We start from the raw sequence: 15,911 nt of genomic DNA, 5'->3' as shown, positions 1-15,911 counted from the left end.
GGGCCATACCTCATGCAAGGAGTACAAGGCCGCGCTCAGCGCGGGTGATCGCAGTGTAGAGCCATCGGCGGCGGTCGATCTCGCTGCGGCCAAGCCCATCATCCCAGACGATCACGTTCTCCCATTGAGAGCCTTGCGCTTTGTGAGCAGTAATCGCCCAACCAAACGTTGCCTCGGTCAGATGCTTTTTCTCCTTCCAATCGCGGTCATGGCGAGTGCGATCGAACGCGAAGTGATCCTCGAAATGCCCCTTGTAGATGCGCAAACGCCCCGGTTTTCCATTGCTGCCCGGCGCACCAACGCGCCGACCATCCTCGCCGGTCACCTCGGCCGAGAAGAAGAGACTGCCCTCGTCCACGATGTGTTCGAGCGTCAGGAACATACCATTGATCAACCCGAGGTCGTTCTGGTTCTTCAGGCAGATGATTTTCTCGGCGGCACCTGAGGGTAGGACGCCACCGGGCAGGCCAGCCGCCCCACGCATGGCATTGTTCAGCTGCAGCCGCGTCGCGTTCATTCCGCAAATCAGCTGCCCGCCCCGCAGCGCCTGATCCGGCGTGATATCAGCCTTGTGCATCTTGGCGACATGGTCGTCATAGCTGCCGAAGCCGATCGGCTGACCCTCGCGCGCCATGGTGGCCAGCCGGATGATGGCGCTCTCGGATGCCTGTCGGTGGATCTCGGTCAACATGACATCCGGGGCGACATTGGTGAATGCCCCGTCGCCCTTGATGGGTGGAAGCTGACCCGGATCACCCAGCACAAGGATGGGCTTTTTGAAGCTCATCAGATCGCGCGCCATCTCCTCGCCCACCATGGACACCTCGTCGAGTACGATCAGTCTGGCGTCAGCGGCATCACTTTGCGCGTTCAACGCAAAACGCGGTTTTTTCATCGCGGATAGCGCCTGGCGCATCGCCTCAATCCCGGCTTCCGCCGCAGTGCGGTCAAACCCGGTTAAGGATTTGACGCTGATTTCTGCTTCGAGCACTTTCTTCGCTGCCGCTGCGATTTCCTCTTCGGTTGCCTCCGATACCGAATAGATCAGGCTGTGGATGGTGCGCGCAGGCGTGCCCTTTCGGGTCAAGACCAGCGCCGCCTTGCCGGTGAATGTGGCGGTGACGACGCCCGGCACGCAGGTGCCGTCGCGGGCGCTCCGGTGTGGCGAAAGGCCCAGTTCATCGAGTGCGAATTTCAGCACCGTCGATTTCCCGCTTCCCGCATACCCGAACAACCGGAACACCTGCTGCTCGTGGGTTCGGGTTTCAAACCAGGTCTTGATCGCGCGGATGGCGGCCGCCTGACCGCTGGAAGGCGTGAAACTGGTCATGCGGCTGATCCCTTTACGATGTAATCCTTGACCACGCCTCCCTGCATGGGATCGCCGACCTGACATTGGCGCACAAAGACACGACGGCCGTCTGCGAGCCGACGCCAGTGGCCACGTCGGATATGCCATCGCGGGCCGGCATGGGTGCCGCCCTGCGGCGCGCTTTTCGCACGCAGCCGTTCCGGATCGATCGTGATTTGATGCCAGGTCCAGCCGCGCACGCCCGCCTTCGAATATTTGCTGCGCAAAGCTGGCATGATGGTTCGTGGCTTCACCTCTGCCACCTGAGACAGGATGCTCAGGGCCCGCCAGACGATGCCAGTCGCAACTTCGCCGTAAATGCTGATCTCATCCTCGCCCAGCTTTGGGTTCGGATATCCTTCGGCCAACCCGGGTTCGGAGAATACGGCGTGGATCAGGCAATCCGTCCATTGTCGCTTGCGCTGGTCCTTAAAGAGGAAGGCTGCTTCGACGCGATCATCAAACTGACGTGCGTAGACCAACAGTGAGGCGCGTTGCGGAGCCCGGTCCTTGACCTCGAAGACGACGCAAGGGTGCGGCAGCCGGGGCGGTCCAGCAATCATTTGCGCGCGCAGCGCACCTACTGCGTCGCTGTCGAAGCTTTCCTGATCATCGAAATAATAGACCGGCGCGGTCTCGATGCCTTCAAAGAGAAAACCGAAGGTCGATACCTGCCGAAACCGGGATGCGATGCGCTTAAATTCGTAAGCCTGAGGGATCATTGCTTGGCCCCCCAGCAACGCTGCGCCCATGCACAGGCTGGATGCCAATGGCCCGCGGCCATACCGCCTTTGCAGACCACCGAGGTCGGCTCAGCCGCCTCACGCGGCAGCATTTCCTGTGCGTCCGACGCCTGTACTACAGCGACAGCGCGATCGCTCATCTGCTGGGCAAGTGCTGCATCGAACGGCAACAGTTCGGCGTAGATTTCCATCGTGTCGCGATTGAGCGCGGTGAAGAGCGCCGGGTTGGGCAGTTCCAGATAGGCCTGGTAGAGTACGATCTGCGCCGCGTAGACAGGCTTTGAAACTGTGACCCCGCGCTTGACCGTGTCCTTCCAACTCGAGGCCCCGAGCGCCTTGGTTTCCCAAAGTGCGGGATAGGACATCTCGACCGGGCCGCTGACGATGCAGCCATCAATATGACCCTTGAACCGTCCGCCCAAGGCAGTGAAGCCGAACTGGCGCCCGTCGTCGCGCTCAGTGCGCAGGTCAAACCCCGCAAGGCGCATCCAACTGGCAACCATATCCTCGCCGCGATGGCCCGCCTCAAAAATGCGGAGGGTTTTGGGCGCGAACTCCTGACCTTCGTCTTTGGGCACGGCCAGATAATCGTACTGAATCTGACGCAAGCAGGTGCGACCAAGACCAGAAGAGCTGACATAGCGACGCGGACGCTCCCTGCGCTGTCGGACGCCAAGGCCGATGTCGATCACATCGCTGAGAGCCGTGGTGATGTCGGGCGTGGGACGCGAGGTCGCGTATTGCGCGCCAGACCCGTGGTTCAGATCAATCATGGGGAGTACCTCAAAATGGAATGGGGTCGTCAGGCAGGCGGCCGTCGCGTTCCGGCTGCGCGCCTTGGGTCTGCATGCTGTCGATGTAGCCGGTGACCGCCGCCTCGATCAGCTGATCGATCTCGGCCGCGGTGCGGTCAAAAAACGGGGTCATCAGGTCGAGCGCCGTCAATGCTTCCGCAAAATCCTTGCGGGCGTCGCGGATGGCCTGGGCCTCGCGTGCTGTCTTATCAATCATTCCGTGTCTCCTCTTTGCGAGGTCCGCGCCGATGTCCTGACACCGGCGCGAACAGAATTTGTGAAACGGGAACTGCAACCACTGGAGGCGCAGGCAGAAGCCGAAGCCCCGAGCTTCTCGGCCGCAAACCGCGCAGACACGGCTCACCCCATCAGCAGGTTTTCGAGCTCCGGATATGCCCTCGGGGCCTCCCTCACCTTGCGGGATGCCAGAACGACGAAGCGGCTGATGGCCACCGAGGCCATGGCGTCGAGATCCGTGAGCCGCAGGCTTGCGATGGGCCGATCCAGTTTTCCGCGGGCCTCTAGCCATTTGCCAATATCCTTTGCCGCTTCGCGCGTGACATGCGCCTGCCATTCATCCGGGGCCATGGATTCAGCTGTTCAACCAGGCCGGAGCGCCGCCGGGCGTTGCTGCCGATGTGGACGTGCCAGGTTGAGCTTGCGCGGCCGGGGCCTGCTGTGGCGCGTTGGACCAGCCCGTCTGGGCAGGGGCTTGCGCGTTCCAGGCTGCAGGCACCGCCGCCGGTGATTTGCGCGGCGGCGCATTGACCGGCTCGGGCGAGACGTTTTCCCCACGCATGATCGCGGCGTGGGCCGGCTCATTGGGCAGCACCACATTCGCGATTTTATTGCTGTCGCGGTAATTTTGGTTGTCCGAGATATCGACCATGATCCGTGCGGCGAATGTGATGCCATCAAGCTGCTTGAGCCCAGCGATCACACGCTTGGAACGGGCTGCCTCGCTCAAATCATCGGGCTTGAGACCGAGGGCACTGTCGATCATGGCTCGGAACGTGCTCTTCGAGATGTTCCAGCCTTTCGATTGGCCCTTCTCGTCAAGCTTGCCGCCTGCCACGGTGAAGTTCTGCCAGAACTTGCGCCGGGCATAGGGCCCCTCGGTCACCGTGAATTCACAGTCGAGCATCTTCGCATCGCTGTGCGGCGAGGCTTTCAGAAGCCCCGCATCCATTTCGCTGGCGCCATTTGCACCGCCGGGGCGCAGTTTCATCATCACCTTGGCAAAAGTGCCATCGGGGATCAGCTCGCCCATCGGGGCCATTTGCGGGCCAGCGTCGTTCAAATCGAAACTCATGGGATATGTCCTTTTCTGTTCAGACGGAGGATGAGGTGGGAGGGGTCAGTGCCGAGCGGCCGTCAATCTTGGCCAGCAACGCTCCTAGGTCCGGCGGCTCGGTCATGTCGAGGCGGCCCGAGCGATCCTTCGCGGGGAGGCCCCAGGGATTGCCGGACTTGCACACGAGGCGGCGGTCGGCGGATGTCTCGTCTAGCGTCCAGGCGCCTTCCACATCCTTGCCAAAAAGCTGCATGGAGATGACCTGATCGACGATTCCGGGCAATTCACGACCCGCTTTGGTGCCTTCCATTTGCGGCACCCAGGACGACGCCCCGTACTCATCGGTGACCTTTTCCAGGACGCCAACGAAGATGACGGTCTTACCACGCGCATGTTGCAGGTGCTTGAGCGCCTGAATGACCTCGCGCCCCAAAAGCCCGTAAGCGCCGCGCACATCCGGCTTGCCGGTGCGGTCTGAAAACGCCTCCGGCTGCTGTTTGGCATAGGCCATCGCCTGCCGTGTCAGATCGGTGATGCTGTCGACGAAAATGATCGAGCGGTCCTTCAGAAAGGCTTCCAAACCGCTTTCGGCATATTCCCGTTGCACATGGGCATGGTAGTCAGCCCCGTAATAGCTACCCGGGTGTTGTGCAGGGTCCGGGCCGCCGATCAGGATCACAAGGTCCCTAAAATCAGGAAAGCTGCGGATCGGAACGCTGGGTCCTCGCCAGTCCTGCACAGATTTCATGCCAGCCTCGAGATCAAAGCACACCGCCTTATCCGCGGGCAACGTCTTGATCAGCGTGGTTTTCCCCACGCCCGGCGGGCCAAAAACCGCCAGCGATGTTTTGTTTTCAGATGCCGACAATCGTTCGTCGGCGGTAATGATGCGCAAAGCCATGGCGCGCTCCTTGGATTGGGTGAAAAGTCAACGGCAGCGGGGTGTGACCGGGCGCCGAAGGGGAGCCTGCCCAGCCTTGCGGTCAGGGCGTCCCCGCTGCCGTATTCAGGGTGCTTTGGCCGGTTCGAGCTTGAAGCTGGCCTTGCCAGACCCGACCGTACGTGCGGGATCGAACCCCTTGCGCCAGGCCTCAGGCAGCACCCCGTACTTGCGCTCCGAAACGGTCAACTTTGTGTCGATGAACTCTGCAGGGTCCTCGCCGCTGTCGGCGATGTTCCGGGCAATCTGCGCCAGCTTCTCCTGGTCCCAGTCGACGCGTTTGGGAAGATCGGCGACAACAGTGAAATCACCATCAGCGAGGCGGACCGTGCCGGTGTCCTTGCCGCAGGCGCGACGGGCATCAGCCGCACGGGTGGCGTAGCGGACCTCGAGGGCAGCGCTGAACCGGGCGGTCGCCGCCTTCAGTAGTTTGCTGGCGTGATCCAGCTCGCCTTGAAGGCCGGCCAGTAGCTCCACAGGCATCTGCGCCAAGTCGCCGGTGGGCATATTGAGCATGTCGTCCACACTCGGGGTGTTTTCGGGATAAGGCATAGGGGCTCCTTTTCGGGGGTTGGATCAGGCAGCTGCCGCCAGTTGCTTCACAGCTGCGGAAGGAACGGCGCCCTTGTGCGGGCGGGCGATGGCGAGATAGGCAAACCGGTCCGGGCCAAGGCGTTCCTGGACAAGGTGGATTCGACCGAGTTCAGAGAGCCGATACGCTGCGTTTGCCGTGGCGCGCAGATCTTCAAGCGCAGGCTGTCCGAGCGTGGAAACATTGGGGGTCGTGTCGATCACCAGAAAGCCACGGTGATAGACGAGGCGTGCGCCGGGCTCTGCGACATCAACCCACGCCATCAGCGTGATGTCCGAAACAGCAGGCGCACTGGTTGAGATACGCGCGATCATGCGGCGCACTCGACAACAGCCAGGGTCGGCACCGGACCGGCGGTCTTTATATGCTTGGCCTCAAAGGCCTGAATATCAGTTTGGCGATAGCGCACGTGCCGGCCAATCCGGACGAACTGCGGCCCACGACCTTCGGCGCGCCAACGTTCCAGGGTACGCGGCGCAATATTCCAGCGCCGGGACAAGAGCTTCGTGCTCAATAGGGTGTCATCTTGTTCCATGGCGGTCCTCATCGAGTTGATGAGGGCAACTTGCCAAACCCTTGGGTTGGAGGTCGTGGCACGAATGGTCGGTGACAGAAATTAATTTTTGTTGGAAAATCAGCAGCCGGTGAATTTTCGGTCGGAGCTCCAACCAAGCACCGACCGAACACCGACCGAGGGGGCTAATCGGTTCGCACCAAAACCGAACCATAGCGACCGCCGGATACAAAAAAGCCCGCGTGAAGCGGGCCTGTTCAGGATGAAGGTTCGGTATCAGGCGCCGACGCGCATCGTCACGACCAAGGCGGGTTCGAGCATGTAATATCCTCGGCGCTTCGAGACGGGGTGCACGATGTCGCGCCACCCTCTCCGGCTGGAGAACAGGTAGCTGAGCTTCAAGGAGGCCGAACCTGCCGCCGCCAGGATCTGAGCGCCACGCTGCTCTGGGTCACCGGTGATGGCGCAAATGAACAAATAGTTCAAAGCTCGTGCCTGCATGTCCGTAAAGAGATAGTGCTGACCATTCAGATCAAAGGACAAAAATCGATCATAATCATTGGCATGGGGAGCACCAGCGGCCATAATTGTCGCCTCAAAATGCGCGCGCTCAGCGGCGCGGACAAGAAGCGCTTCTCGATAGACAACCCAATCTGTACCGCCCTCCGACGTTGCCACGACACCACCGTTTTGAGCAAAGGACGGAACAGGACAGGCGTGTTTGCGCAGCACGCGCATGGCGTCACGCCGCCCCAGATCGACCACACCTTCGAAGTCCGGGTTGCACCGACCAGGTCGATCTTTCCGATCAGCAACTACGAAGGAGCCATAGACGCGAACCGACAAGGTCAGCTGGCCCATCTCAACGACGTATCCCAGCTCCGACTCGGAGATCCCCCAATCCGCCAGAACTTCCTGTAGGGTAAAATATTCGCGTGGAATCAACACTGGCGGCAGCCCCCTTTGTTCACTCATTGTTCCTATCTGTTTGACTGTCCACTTTCAACAGAATAGATATCCAACTTAGTCCACAACTCAGCTGGGGATAAGCATGATCATCACCAACATCGCACAGCGCTTGAAGGCTCGCGCGTTCCAGCTCGACATGACGCCTGCGGCGGTGGCCGAGGCCTCGGGCCTCAACCGTTCCTTCATCTACGACATCATCCGCGGCAAGTCTGTGCGGCCGAGCCGTGCCAAGCTGCAGAAGGTTGCAGACGTCTTGAAGGTCGATGTTGACTGGCTTGTCGACGGTGATGGAACGATAGAGGGCGAAGCCCCCAAGATCTATTCTCCAGACACGACCTTTGTTGGTATTTCCGGCGTCAAGGCGAAGGCATCTGCAGGTGGCGGCACAATCGTGCATGCCGAGGATGAGCAGGCCAGCAAGCTCTATCATTTTCGGCTGTCTTGGATTGAAGAAGAGTTGGAGGCCAACCCTAAAAATCTCAGGATCCTGCGCGTCACTGGGGACAGTATGGTGCCCACACTGAATGATGGCGATACGATCCTGGTCGATATGGGTCGCAAGTCGCCCTATCCTCCAGGGCTTTTCGTATTGCACGACGGCATGGGGCTGATGGCCAAGCGAATTGAGCATATTCCGTCCAGCGACCCACCGCGCATTCATGTCACCTCAGACAACCCCAACTACGCGCCCTATGAATGCCTTCTCGATGAGGTCAATATTGTTGGCCGGATTCGCTGGTATGGCCGCCGTGTCTAAACCGGCCTACCGACATGAGGCGCCGCAAACCGACATGAGCTGACAAGGCATTGTTTTTGCTTGTTCAAGAGGCGTCGAAGCGACTTCTTGGGATCAAACCCGAGGAGACATCACATGGAAACTGCCCCGCTTCGCAGGGCAACCGGACCCAACCCGCTTCACCCCGACCGGATGACGCCGACCGAACGCCGCGCCGAGCTGTGCCGCATCCTTGCCCTTGGGCTGATCCGGCAGCACGTCCGGCAGTCAAGCGGACTATCTGCAGGTATCGGAGACATTTCGCTACACAACTCAGCCGACCAGAGCGGTCATGCAACCACCTCGAAACGGAGAACCGCATGACCAATCACGATCCCATCCCCGCGCGCCTAACCGCGCTGAAAACGGGAAAGACATCCGAGTTGAAGGCGCAATGGCGCGAGTTGTTCGACAGCGAACCGCCACCGTTCAACCGGCGCTACCTCGAGTCCCGCCTGGCCTATCGCATCCAGGAACTGGCCTATGGCGGGCTGAAGTCCGAGACGATACGGCGTCTGGAACGGCTGGGCGAGGAACTGGACGGAGGCGACAGGAAGAAGCGCGGAATGCGTTTCGACCGCGACCGCCCCATCACTGGCACGCGCCTCCTGCGCGAATGGCAGGGCGTCGAACAGGTCGTCACCGTCACCGCCGATGGCTTCGAGTGGCAGGGTCGACCCTACAAGTCGCTGTCCGCCATCGCGCGCGCCATCACCGGCACACGTTGGAACGGCTGGGTGTTCTTCGGCCTCAAGAACCATAGGGGGCGGGCATGACGAAACCGCCCGAGAAAGCGAAGGTGGTCCGCAAGCTGCGCTGCGCGATCTATACGCGCAAATCGTCCGAGGAAGGGCTGGAGCAGGAGTTCAATTCGCTGCACGCCCAGCGTGAGGCCTGCGAGGCGTACATCGCCAGCCAGCGCTCCGAAGGCTGGGTGCTGGTCCGCGATCAGTATGACGACGGCGGAATCTCGGGCGGCACACTGGACCGGCCCGGCCTTCAGACGCTGATGGCAGACATCGAGGACGGGCTGGTGGATGTTGTGGCGGTCTACAAGATCGACCGCCTCAGCCGCTCGCTGGCCGACTTCGCCAAGCTGGTCGAAGTGTTCGACCGCAACGGCGTGACCTTTGTCAGCGTTACGCAGTCGTTCAACACCACCACGTCCATGGGACGGTTGACGCTGAACATCCTGCTCTCCTTCGCCCAGTTCGAGCGCGAGGTCACGGCCGAGCGCATCCGTGACAAGGTCGCCGCCAGCCGCAAGAAGGGCATATGGATGGGCGGGGTGCCGCCCTACGGCTACCGCGTCGAGAACCGGAAACTGGTGGTCGACGACGAGCACGCGGCGCATGTTCGCTGGATCTTCGCCCGCTTCCTCGAGATCGGCTCGGGGACGGAGCTGGCGCGGGAGGTCAGCACGCGGGGACTTCGGACACCGCGTGGCAACCGGATCGACAAGAAATACCTCTATCGGATGCTGAACAACCGCGCGTACATCGGCGAGGCGGTGCACAAGGGCGACAGCTATCCCGGCGAGCACGACGCCATCATCGACCGCGAGACATGGGACCGCGTCCATGCAATTTTGCAGGAGAGCCCACGGAAGCGCGCCGGGCGCACCCGGGCCGAGACGCCGGCGCTGCTGAAGGGATTGCTGTTCGGACCGGACGGCGCAGCGTTCTCGCCGACGCACACGAGAAAGGGCGGCAGGCTGTACCGATACTATGTCAGCCAGACGGTGCTGAAGCACGGCGCGGGATCCTGCCCGGTCGGCCGGGTGCCAGCGGGCGAAATCGAGGCCGCCGTTATCGACCAACTGCGCGCCGTGTTTCGCCAGCCGGAGATTGTTGCGGGGACTAGGAGGGCGGCGCGCGCCCACGCAGACGACATCGCCGAGGCCGACGCCCGCGCGGCATTGCAGCAACTCGACCCGCTGTGGGACGAACTCTTTCCGGCAGAGCACACGCGCATCGTTGCGTTACTGGTCGAGCGCGTGGACATCGGCCCGGATGGGCTCAACGTCCGCCTGCGCATGGACGGACTTGCGGCACTGGCGCGCGAAATCACCGCCGATGCAGGAACAGCCGCATGACCCGGACGCCATCGGTCCCGGAGACCGTTACCATCCATGTTCCGTTCCGCCTCGTGAAGCGCGGCGGGCGGAAGGAGATGCAGTTGCCGGACGGAGCATCCAGCCAGAGCAAGATGGACAACACGCTGGTCAAGGCGCTGGCCCGCGCGTTCCGCTGGAAACGGATGCTGGAGTCGGGTGAGTTCGCAACCATCGCCGAACTGGCCGAGCGCGAGGGGATCGCACCGTCCTACATGACCCGCGTCCTGCGGCTGACGCTGCTCGCGCCCGATATCGTCGAAGCGATCCTGGACGGGAAGCAGGGGCCGGAGTTTACGCTCGCGCAGGTGCTGGAGTCTTTCCCGGTAGAGTGGGCGCAGCAGCCTGCCGCCATCTTCCTCCTGAAAGAATAGGGGCAGGCCGCAGCCTGCCCCAATGGTATGGATCTTTCACCTTATCGCGGGAAAGACCACGCCGCTTCTTCTACTAGGAATATCAGGCTATCCCGTAATACGCTGGCTTGGCAAGCACTTCGGAGGGCTCATGTATCGTTTCGCCTTTGACCTTGGAACAAATTCGCTCGGCTGGGCGGTCTACCGGCTCGACGATCGCTCGCATCCCGCTTCGCTTGAAAAGCTCGGGGTGCGGATATTCCCGAACGGCCGGGATCCGCAGTCGAAGGAATCCAATGCTGCGGGCCGACGCGGTCCGCGCGGTTCGCGGCGACGACAGGACAGAACGCTCGGACGACGCAGACGGTTGCTCGACGACCTGATCGAGTTCGGCCTGCTGCCATCAGATGCAGATGCGCGCAGCGCAGTCTTTGCTGCAAACCCCATCGAAGCACGAGCGAAGGCCGCACGCGAGCAGGTGGCTCTGGAACAATTCGGCCGGGCGCTCTGGCATATGTCCAAACACCGAGGCTTCAAAAGCAATCGTCGTGCCGACAAGGATGCAGATGAAAAGGGCAAGATCGCAACGGCATCGAATGCGCTCATGGAGCGGCTCAAGTCCGAGGGGCACTCAACCTACGGCGCCTTCCTCCACGCCCGTCTCGCGCGTGGCGAAGGGACTCGAATCCGGCCGACGGGCGAAGGCGCGAAACTGTCCTACGCGTTCTATCCGACCCGTGCCCTACTGGAAGCGGAGTTCGATCACATCTGGGCCACGCAGGCTGCCTTTCATCCGTCGCTGACGGATGGCAAGCGGGAACGGCTGCGCGATACGATCTTCTTTCAGCGCCCGCTGCGGCCCGTCCGGCCGGGGAAATGCACCTTCTTCCCGGATCAGGACCGCCTGCAGCGCTGGCATCCGGCCGCTCAGGAATTCCTGATCTTGTCTCAACTCAACCATTTACGCATCGTCGATGACCATGGTGAACAGCCGCTGGACATCACCGCCCGTGATCTTGTCGCGCGGACCCTGATGAGCGGGACCAAGCTGTCCTGGGCGGCGTTGCGAAAGACCCTGAAATTGCCGACGCAGGCTGAGTTCAATCTGGAAAAGGGCGGCCTGAAGGAGCTTGCGCGCAACGACGTGGCCGCACGATTGCTGGGCGACGCGAAGAAGCCAGGCCCCTTGGCAAGCCTCTGGCCAACCCTCGACAGTGCCATGCAGGTGGAGATGCTTGGCCGGATCGCGGATACGGCTGACCCGGAAGAGTTGATCGGTTGGCTGATGGATCGGCACAACCTTTCCCGCGACGCGGCGGAAAAGGTCGAGAAGATCCCGCTGCCAGACGGTCACCTGCGGTTCTGCCTGGAGGCTACGCAGGCCATCGTGGAAGAGATGCGCAAAGACGTTATCACCTATGACGAATCTGTTCGGCGTGCACCCGCGCTGGGCGGCGCGGGGCTAGACCATTCCGATTTCCAAGCAGTGGAGGGCGTGGACACCCTGCCACCCTACAACCGGCTTTCCGTCCTGCAACGCATGATCGGCAATGGTACCGGCGATCCGAACGACCCCGACCTTGTGCGCTATGGCCGGATCACCAACCCGACGGTGCATATCGCCCTAGGGCAGTTCCGGCGCGTGATGAACGCTCTGATCGCCGAATACGGCAAGCCTGCGCAGGTGGTGATCGAGGCTGCGCGTGACATGGCGAAGTCGGCCGAGGAACTGAACAAGATCGAGAGCGACATCCGCAAGTACACCGCACGCAACGATCGCTGGCGGGCCGAATTGCAGGCGGAGGGTCTGCTGGCCGAAGGCGCGCGTGTGGGCGACCGGTTCCTGCGCATGCGTCTGTGGGAGGAGATGGGCAAGGGCCCGGCGGATCGGCTCTGTCCCTACACAGGCCAGCCCATCGCGCTGCACCAGATGCATTCCGACGAGATCGAGATCGACCACATTCTGCCGTTCGATGAGACCTTCGACGACAGCCCCGCAAACAAGACACTGTGCTTTCGCGCGGCCAACCGTATCAAGGGCAAGCGCGCGCCCGGCGATGCCTGGTCCGGCGAGGATCTTGCCGCCATTGTCGCCCGGACGAAACACCTGCCCGCCAACAAGGCCTGGCGATTCCTGCCCGGCGCGATGCAGAAATGGAAAGAGACGCGCGGCTTCGAGGACCGCCAGCTGAATGCCACCGGCTATCTCGCCAGGGTTGTGCGCGCCTATGCTGAGGCGCTGTTTCCGAAGACCGATGACGAAGGGAAGCGGCGCAACCATGTCTGGGTTCTGCCGGGGCGCATGACCGCGATGCTGCGGCACCGCTGGGGCCTGAACCTCGGCGATCACAACCGCAAGTCGCGCGACGATCACCGCCACCACGCGATCGACGCCGCCGTTGTGGGCGTGATCGACCGGCGGATGATTCAGGTCTTGCAGACCCACGCCCGGAGAATGGGGGTGGAACGACTGGACCGCGTGTTGCCCGCCCCGCCGGAACCTTTCGAGGTCTTCCGCGATGCCGTCCTGCGCGCGGTCGAGAAGGTCAACGTCAGCCATCGCGCGCAGCACGGCAGCGCCGACCCCTCCGACCCCTCGCAAACCAGCGGCAGGTTGCATGAGGACACGGTCTTCGGCCTTGTGCGTGACGTGCCCGAAAATCAGGCCGACCGGACCATCGGAAATGTCGTGGTGCGCAAGCATGTCCATGGCCTGACGGAAAAGGAAATCGGCCAAGTGCGCGACGTGAAGCTGCGCCTGAGCCTTGAGGAAGCCACAAGATCCGCGCGCGACAGGTCGCTGCCGGAGGCCGAACGCAAGAAGCGACTGCCCGAGGCGCTTGCGGCTTGGAGCAACGAAACCGGACACCGCAAACTGCGCATTCTGAAGCCAGAGGCCGCCGTGCGCCCGGTTCATGATCGCGGGGGCCGGCCCTACAAATGGCTGGTTCCGGGCGAGAATGCCTACATGGACATCCTCGAAAGCCCCGACGGCACCTGGTTCCAGCACGCGACCGACATCTGGGCGGCCAATTCGGGCGGGGCCGAGCCGTGGAACGTCGCCCATCCCGACGCGCGTTTCATCATGCGCGTCCACAAGAACGACACGATTCAGCTGTTCGATTGGGACAACAAGAACAACTGCGTGGTGGAGGGAAGCAACAGGATCAAACGGATCATTCGACTCGAACCCAGCGCCAATCGAATGCGGCTCGTCGGAATAGCCGACGCCGGTAAGTTCGATGAGCGCCACAACGACGCCGATGATCCCTTCCGCTGGGATCTTGCAACGGTCAGCAAACTGAAACTCCGCCGCGCCCGGCGCGTGCGGGTCGACGAACTGGGGCGGGTGCACACGATCCCGCATGGGACGATCTGACAGGCAGGCCAACCCTTCGGGCGCATTCCATCAAGGAGGCTCTAATGGTTGGACGAATACTGGAACTGACGGCACCCGGGCTTTCGGTGCACAAGCGCCGCGGATTCCTGGCGGTTGATACGGACGGAGGCGAGGCTGGGCGCATCGCCTTCGATGACCTCGAGGCGGTGCTGGTCGCCAGCCCCGGGATGGTCTGGTCGAACAGTGCGCTGGTCGAACTCGCAGCCCGCCAGGTGCCGGTCATGGTGTTGGGGCATGACTTCAATCCGGTGGCGGTGGTCCTGCCACTGAACGGGCACTTCCAGCAGGCGCATCGCATCAGAGCGCAGGCCGATGCGTCCTTGCCGTTTCGCAAACAGGCCTGGGCTACATTGGTCCGCCATAAGATCACGGCACAGGCGGAAGCTCTCGAGCGTGTGAACGAACCGTCCGAGCGCCTGCGACGACTGGCAACAGCCGTGCGCTCCGGCGACCCTGACAACCGCGAGGCGCAGGCCGCGCAGGCTTACTGGCCCTTGATGATGGACAAGGCGTTCCGGCGTGACCGCGAGGCCTTGGGGGCCAATGCCCTGCTGAACTACGGCTATGCCGTTCTGCGGGCTGCAACGGCGCGCGCGATCGTGTCCGCAGGGCTGCATCCGTCGCTGTCCGTCCATCACCGCTCGGGCGGCGATGCACTGGCGCTTGCCGACGACCTGATGGAACCGTTCCGGCCCACCGTCGATCTGATCGTCCGCGACCTGTGCGCCGAGGGAATCACCGAAGTCGCCGAGGCACGCGGCGCGCTCGTGGCCAGCCTTGCCGCCGACTTCCCGACGCCACAGGGCGCAAGCCCGCTATCACAGGTCTTGGTGCGCCTGGCGCAAAGCCTCGCCCAGTCCTGCGAGTCGGGCAAACTGCGCCTCGTCTTTCCGGACCGGCCAATCCCCATAGCCGCCGAGGAGCAAGACGATGACTGAAAACGGCTTCAAACAACTTTCAGGATACAGGATCATGTGGGTATGGGTGCTTTTCGATCTGCCGGTGCTGACCAGCGCCGAACGCAAGCGGGCCACGCGGTTCCGCAACGATCTATTGGACCTTGGATTTGAAATGGTTCAGTTTTCGGTCTATCTCCGTCATGCTTGGAGCAAGGAGAAGGCCGAAAGTTATGCCCGACAGGTTGGCGACCTCGTCCCCGACGCCGGCCATGTGCAGGTTCTCTTCTTCACCGACAAGCAATATGCGCTCAGTCAGGTCTTCCACGGCAAGCGAAGATCGAAAGCGCCTGCGGAAAAACCGGCTCAACTCGTGCTGTTCTAGGCTTGCCGAGGGAGTTTTTCTGCGGCGCAACTCAATAAAATACCCCGCACAACAAGAGGTTGCGCGGGGTGAATCCTAGCAGAAGAAGCGGCGTGGCCAAGCCCGGACGAGGGCGTCGAGGGGTTGAAGAACTACCGGATCCTAGCAGAAGAAGCGGCGTGGCCAAGCCCGGACAACTTCCTCGTGGTGGATTTCGGCCATGCGATCCTAGCAGAAGAAGCGGCGTGGCCAAGCCCGGACTGCTGCGGTTTCGATCCGCAGGATTGCGTCATCCTAGCAGAAGAAGCGGCGTGGCCAAGCCCGGACCAACGCTGCCCGGAATGTTTTCCAGTGCCTATCCTAGCAGAAGAAGCGGCGTGGCCAAGCCCGGACTGGCATGGCGCGCCGGTCGAGATACGCCACATCCTAGCAGAAGAAGCGGCGTGGCCAAGCCCGGACAGATCGGGTTTCATTGTTCTTCAACCTTCTTATCCTAGCAGAAGAAGCGGCGTGGCCAAGCCCGGACAGCCGCCCGGTGTTGGCCTTGGTGCCAGGAATCCTAGCAGAAGAAGCGGCGTGGCCAAGCCCGGACCCAGCGCGTTGCCGGTCCCTCGCGATAATCATCCTAGCAGAAGAAGCGGCGTGGCCAAGCCCGGACACCTCCGCCAAGTACGAATGGCAGCAGGCGATCCTAGCAGAAGAAGCGGCGTGGCCAAGCCCGGACGGACCGCCCCGAGGGTTTCTATTCGCGGGCATCCTAGCAGAAGAAGCGGCGTGGCCAAGCCCGGACAGCTGATATGGTCGGATCAATCG

At 62.1% G+C, this 15,911-nt stretch carries 18 protein-coding genes and 1 CRISPR repeat array (1 of these 19 running past the window's edge); of the genes, 7 read left to right on the top strand and 11 right to left on the bottom strand.

Annotation, left to right across the window (positions count from 1 at the left end):
• Nucleotides 1-10: 10 nt before the first annotated feature.
• The 11 genes from MB818_RS05515 to MB818_RS05465 form a co-directional block, all read right to left on the bottom strand.
• Nucleotides 11-1,396, bottom strand: a complete 1,386-nt coding sequence (locus tag MB818_RS05515) for an ATP-dependent DNA helicase (protein ID WP_234219773.1) — start codon at nucleotides 1,394-1,396, stop codon at nucleotides 11-13.
• A complete protein-coding gene (locus tag MB818_RS05510; RefSeq protein WP_238904282.1) occupies nucleotides 1,327-2,073 on the bottom strand; it encodes a hypothetical protein in 747 nt (248 codons plus the stop codon). Before MB818_RS05510 ends, MB818_RS05515 begins: the two co-directional genes overlap by 70 nt.
• On the bottom strand, nucleotides 2,070-2,867 hold the full coding sequence (locus tag MB818_RS05505) for a hypothetical protein (protein ID WP_238904281.1): 798 nt from the start codon (nucleotides 2,865-2,867) through the stop codon (nucleotides 2,070-2,072). The genes MB818_RS05510 and MB818_RS05505 overlap by 4 nt, the downstream gene beginning before the upstream one ends.
• A gap of 10 nt (nucleotides 2,868-2,877) precedes the next feature.
• On the bottom strand, nucleotides 2,878-3,105 hold the full coding sequence (locus MB818_RS05500; protein WP_238904279.1) for a DUF6511 domain-containing protein: 228 nt from the start codon (nucleotides 3,103-3,105) through the stop codon (nucleotides 2,878-2,880).
• Nucleotides 3,106-3,248: 143 nt separating this feature from the next.
• Entirely contained in the window at nucleotides 3,249-3,476 is a 228-nt protein-coding gene (locus tag MB818_RS05495) for a hypothetical protein (RefSeq protein ID WP_238904277.1), read from the bottom strand.
• Between the two features lie 4 nt (nucleotides 3,477-3,480).
• Complete coding sequence (locus tag MB818_RS05490) at nucleotides 3,481-4,158, bottom strand: hypothetical protein (RefSeq protein WP_238904275.1); 678 nt, start codon at nucleotides 4,156-4,158, stop codon at nucleotides 3,481-3,483.
• Between the two features lie 61 nt (nucleotides 4,159-4,219).
• Nucleotides 4,220-5,083, bottom strand: coding sequence for an ATP-binding protein (locus MB818_RS05485; protein ID WP_238904273.1), 864 nt, complete (start codon nucleotides 5,081-5,083; stop codon nucleotides 4,220-4,222).
• Nucleotides 5,084-5,188: 105 nt separating this feature from the next.
• Nucleotides 5,189-5,674 (bottom strand): hypothetical protein, encoded by a 486-nt coding sequence (locus MB818_RS05480; RefSeq protein WP_238904271.1) that lies wholly within the window; start codon nucleotides 5,672-5,674, stop codon nucleotides 5,189-5,191.
• 24 nt (nucleotides 5,675-5,698) lie between these two features.
• On the bottom strand, nucleotides 5,699-6,028 hold the full coding sequence (locus MB818_RS05475) for a hypothetical protein (protein ID WP_238904270.1): 330 nt from the start codon (nucleotides 6,026-6,028) through the stop codon (nucleotides 5,699-5,701).
• Nucleotides 6,025-6,249 carry a helix-turn-helix transcriptional regulator gene (locus tag MB818_RS05470; RefSeq protein WP_238904268.1) on the bottom strand — a complete coding sequence of 75 codons (225 nt, stop codon included), beginning with the start codon at nucleotides 6,247-6,249 and terminating at the stop codon, nucleotides 6,025-6,027. The genes MB818_RS05475 and MB818_RS05470 overlap by 4 nt, the downstream gene beginning before the upstream one ends.
• Nucleotides 6,250-6,504: 255 nt before the next feature.
• Nucleotides 6,505-7,203, bottom strand: a complete 699-nt coding sequence (locus MB818_RS05465) for a hypothetical protein (RefSeq protein WP_238904266.1) — start codon at nucleotides 7,201-7,203, stop codon at nucleotides 6,505-6,507.
• 76 nt (nucleotides 7,204-7,279) lie between these two features.
• Between MB818_RS05465 and MB818_RS05460 the strand changes: the two genes are divergently transcribed.
• The 7 genes from MB818_RS05460 (at nucleotide 7,280) to cas2 (ending at nucleotide 15,119) form a co-directional block, all read left to right on the top strand.
• The gene (locus tag MB818_RS05460; protein WP_238904264.1) at nucleotides 7,280-7,954 is read left to right on the top strand and encodes an XRE family transcriptional regulator; all 675 of its coding nucleotides are present in this window, start codon (nucleotides 7,280-7,282) and stop codon (nucleotides 7,952-7,954) included.
• Between the two features lie 338 nt (nucleotides 7,955-8,292).
• The gene (locus tag MB818_RS05455; protein ID WP_238904262.1) at nucleotides 8,293-8,748 is read left to right on the top strand and encodes a DUF2924 domain-containing protein; all 456 of its coding nucleotides are present in this window, start codon (nucleotides 8,293-8,295) and stop codon (nucleotides 8,746-8,748) included.
• Nucleotides 8,745-10,067 (top strand): recombinase family protein, encoded by a 1,323-nt coding sequence (locus MB818_RS05450; protein ID WP_238904260.1) that lies wholly within the window; start codon nucleotides 8,745-8,747, stop codon nucleotides 10,065-10,067. The genes MB818_RS05455 and MB818_RS05450 overlap by 4 nt, the downstream gene beginning before the upstream one ends.
• Entirely contained in the window at nucleotides 10,064-10,459 is a 396-nt protein-coding gene (locus MB818_RS05445; protein ID WP_238904258.1) for a hypothetical protein, read from the top strand. Before MB818_RS05450 ends, MB818_RS05445 begins: the two co-directional genes overlap by 4 nt.
• A 130-nt stretch (nucleotides 10,460-10,589) precedes the next feature.
• Complete coding sequence (gene cas9, locus MB818_RS05440; protein WP_238904256.1) at nucleotides 10,590-13,817, top strand: type II CRISPR RNA-guided endonuclease Cas9; 3,228 nt, start codon at nucleotides 10,590-10,592, stop codon at nucleotides 13,815-13,817.
• 44 nt (nucleotides 13,818-13,861) lie between these two features.
• Nucleotides 13,862-14,776: a type II CRISPR-associated endonuclease Cas1 gene (cas1, locus tag MB818_RS05435; protein ID WP_238904254.1), complete on the top strand. Its 915-nt coding sequence runs from the start codon at nucleotides 13,862-13,864 to the stop codon at nucleotides 14,774-14,776.
• The gene (cas2, locus tag MB818_RS05430) at nucleotides 14,769-15,119 is read left to right on the top strand and encodes a CRISPR-associated endonuclease Cas2 (RefSeq protein ID WP_238904252.1); all 351 of its coding nucleotides are present in this window, start codon (nucleotides 14,769-14,771) and stop codon (nucleotides 15,117-15,119) included. The genes cas1 and cas2 overlap by 8 nt, the downstream gene beginning before the upstream one ends.
• Before the next feature lie 72 nt (nucleotides 15,120-15,191).
• A CRISPR array of direct repeats spans nucleotides 15,192-15,911; the repeat unit is 36 nt; unit sequence ATCCTAGCAGAAGAAGCGGCGTGGCCAAGCCCGGAC (it continues 375 nt past the right edge of the window).

Origin of the sequence: Ruegeria alba, assembly GCF_022321465.1 — a bacterium.
Taxonomy (GTDB): domain Bacteria; phylum Pseudomonadota; class Alphaproteobacteria; order Rhodobacterales; family Rhodobacteraceae; genus Ruegeria_B; species Ruegeria_B alba.
This window is presented reverse-complemented; position numbering and strand designations above follow the sequence as displayed.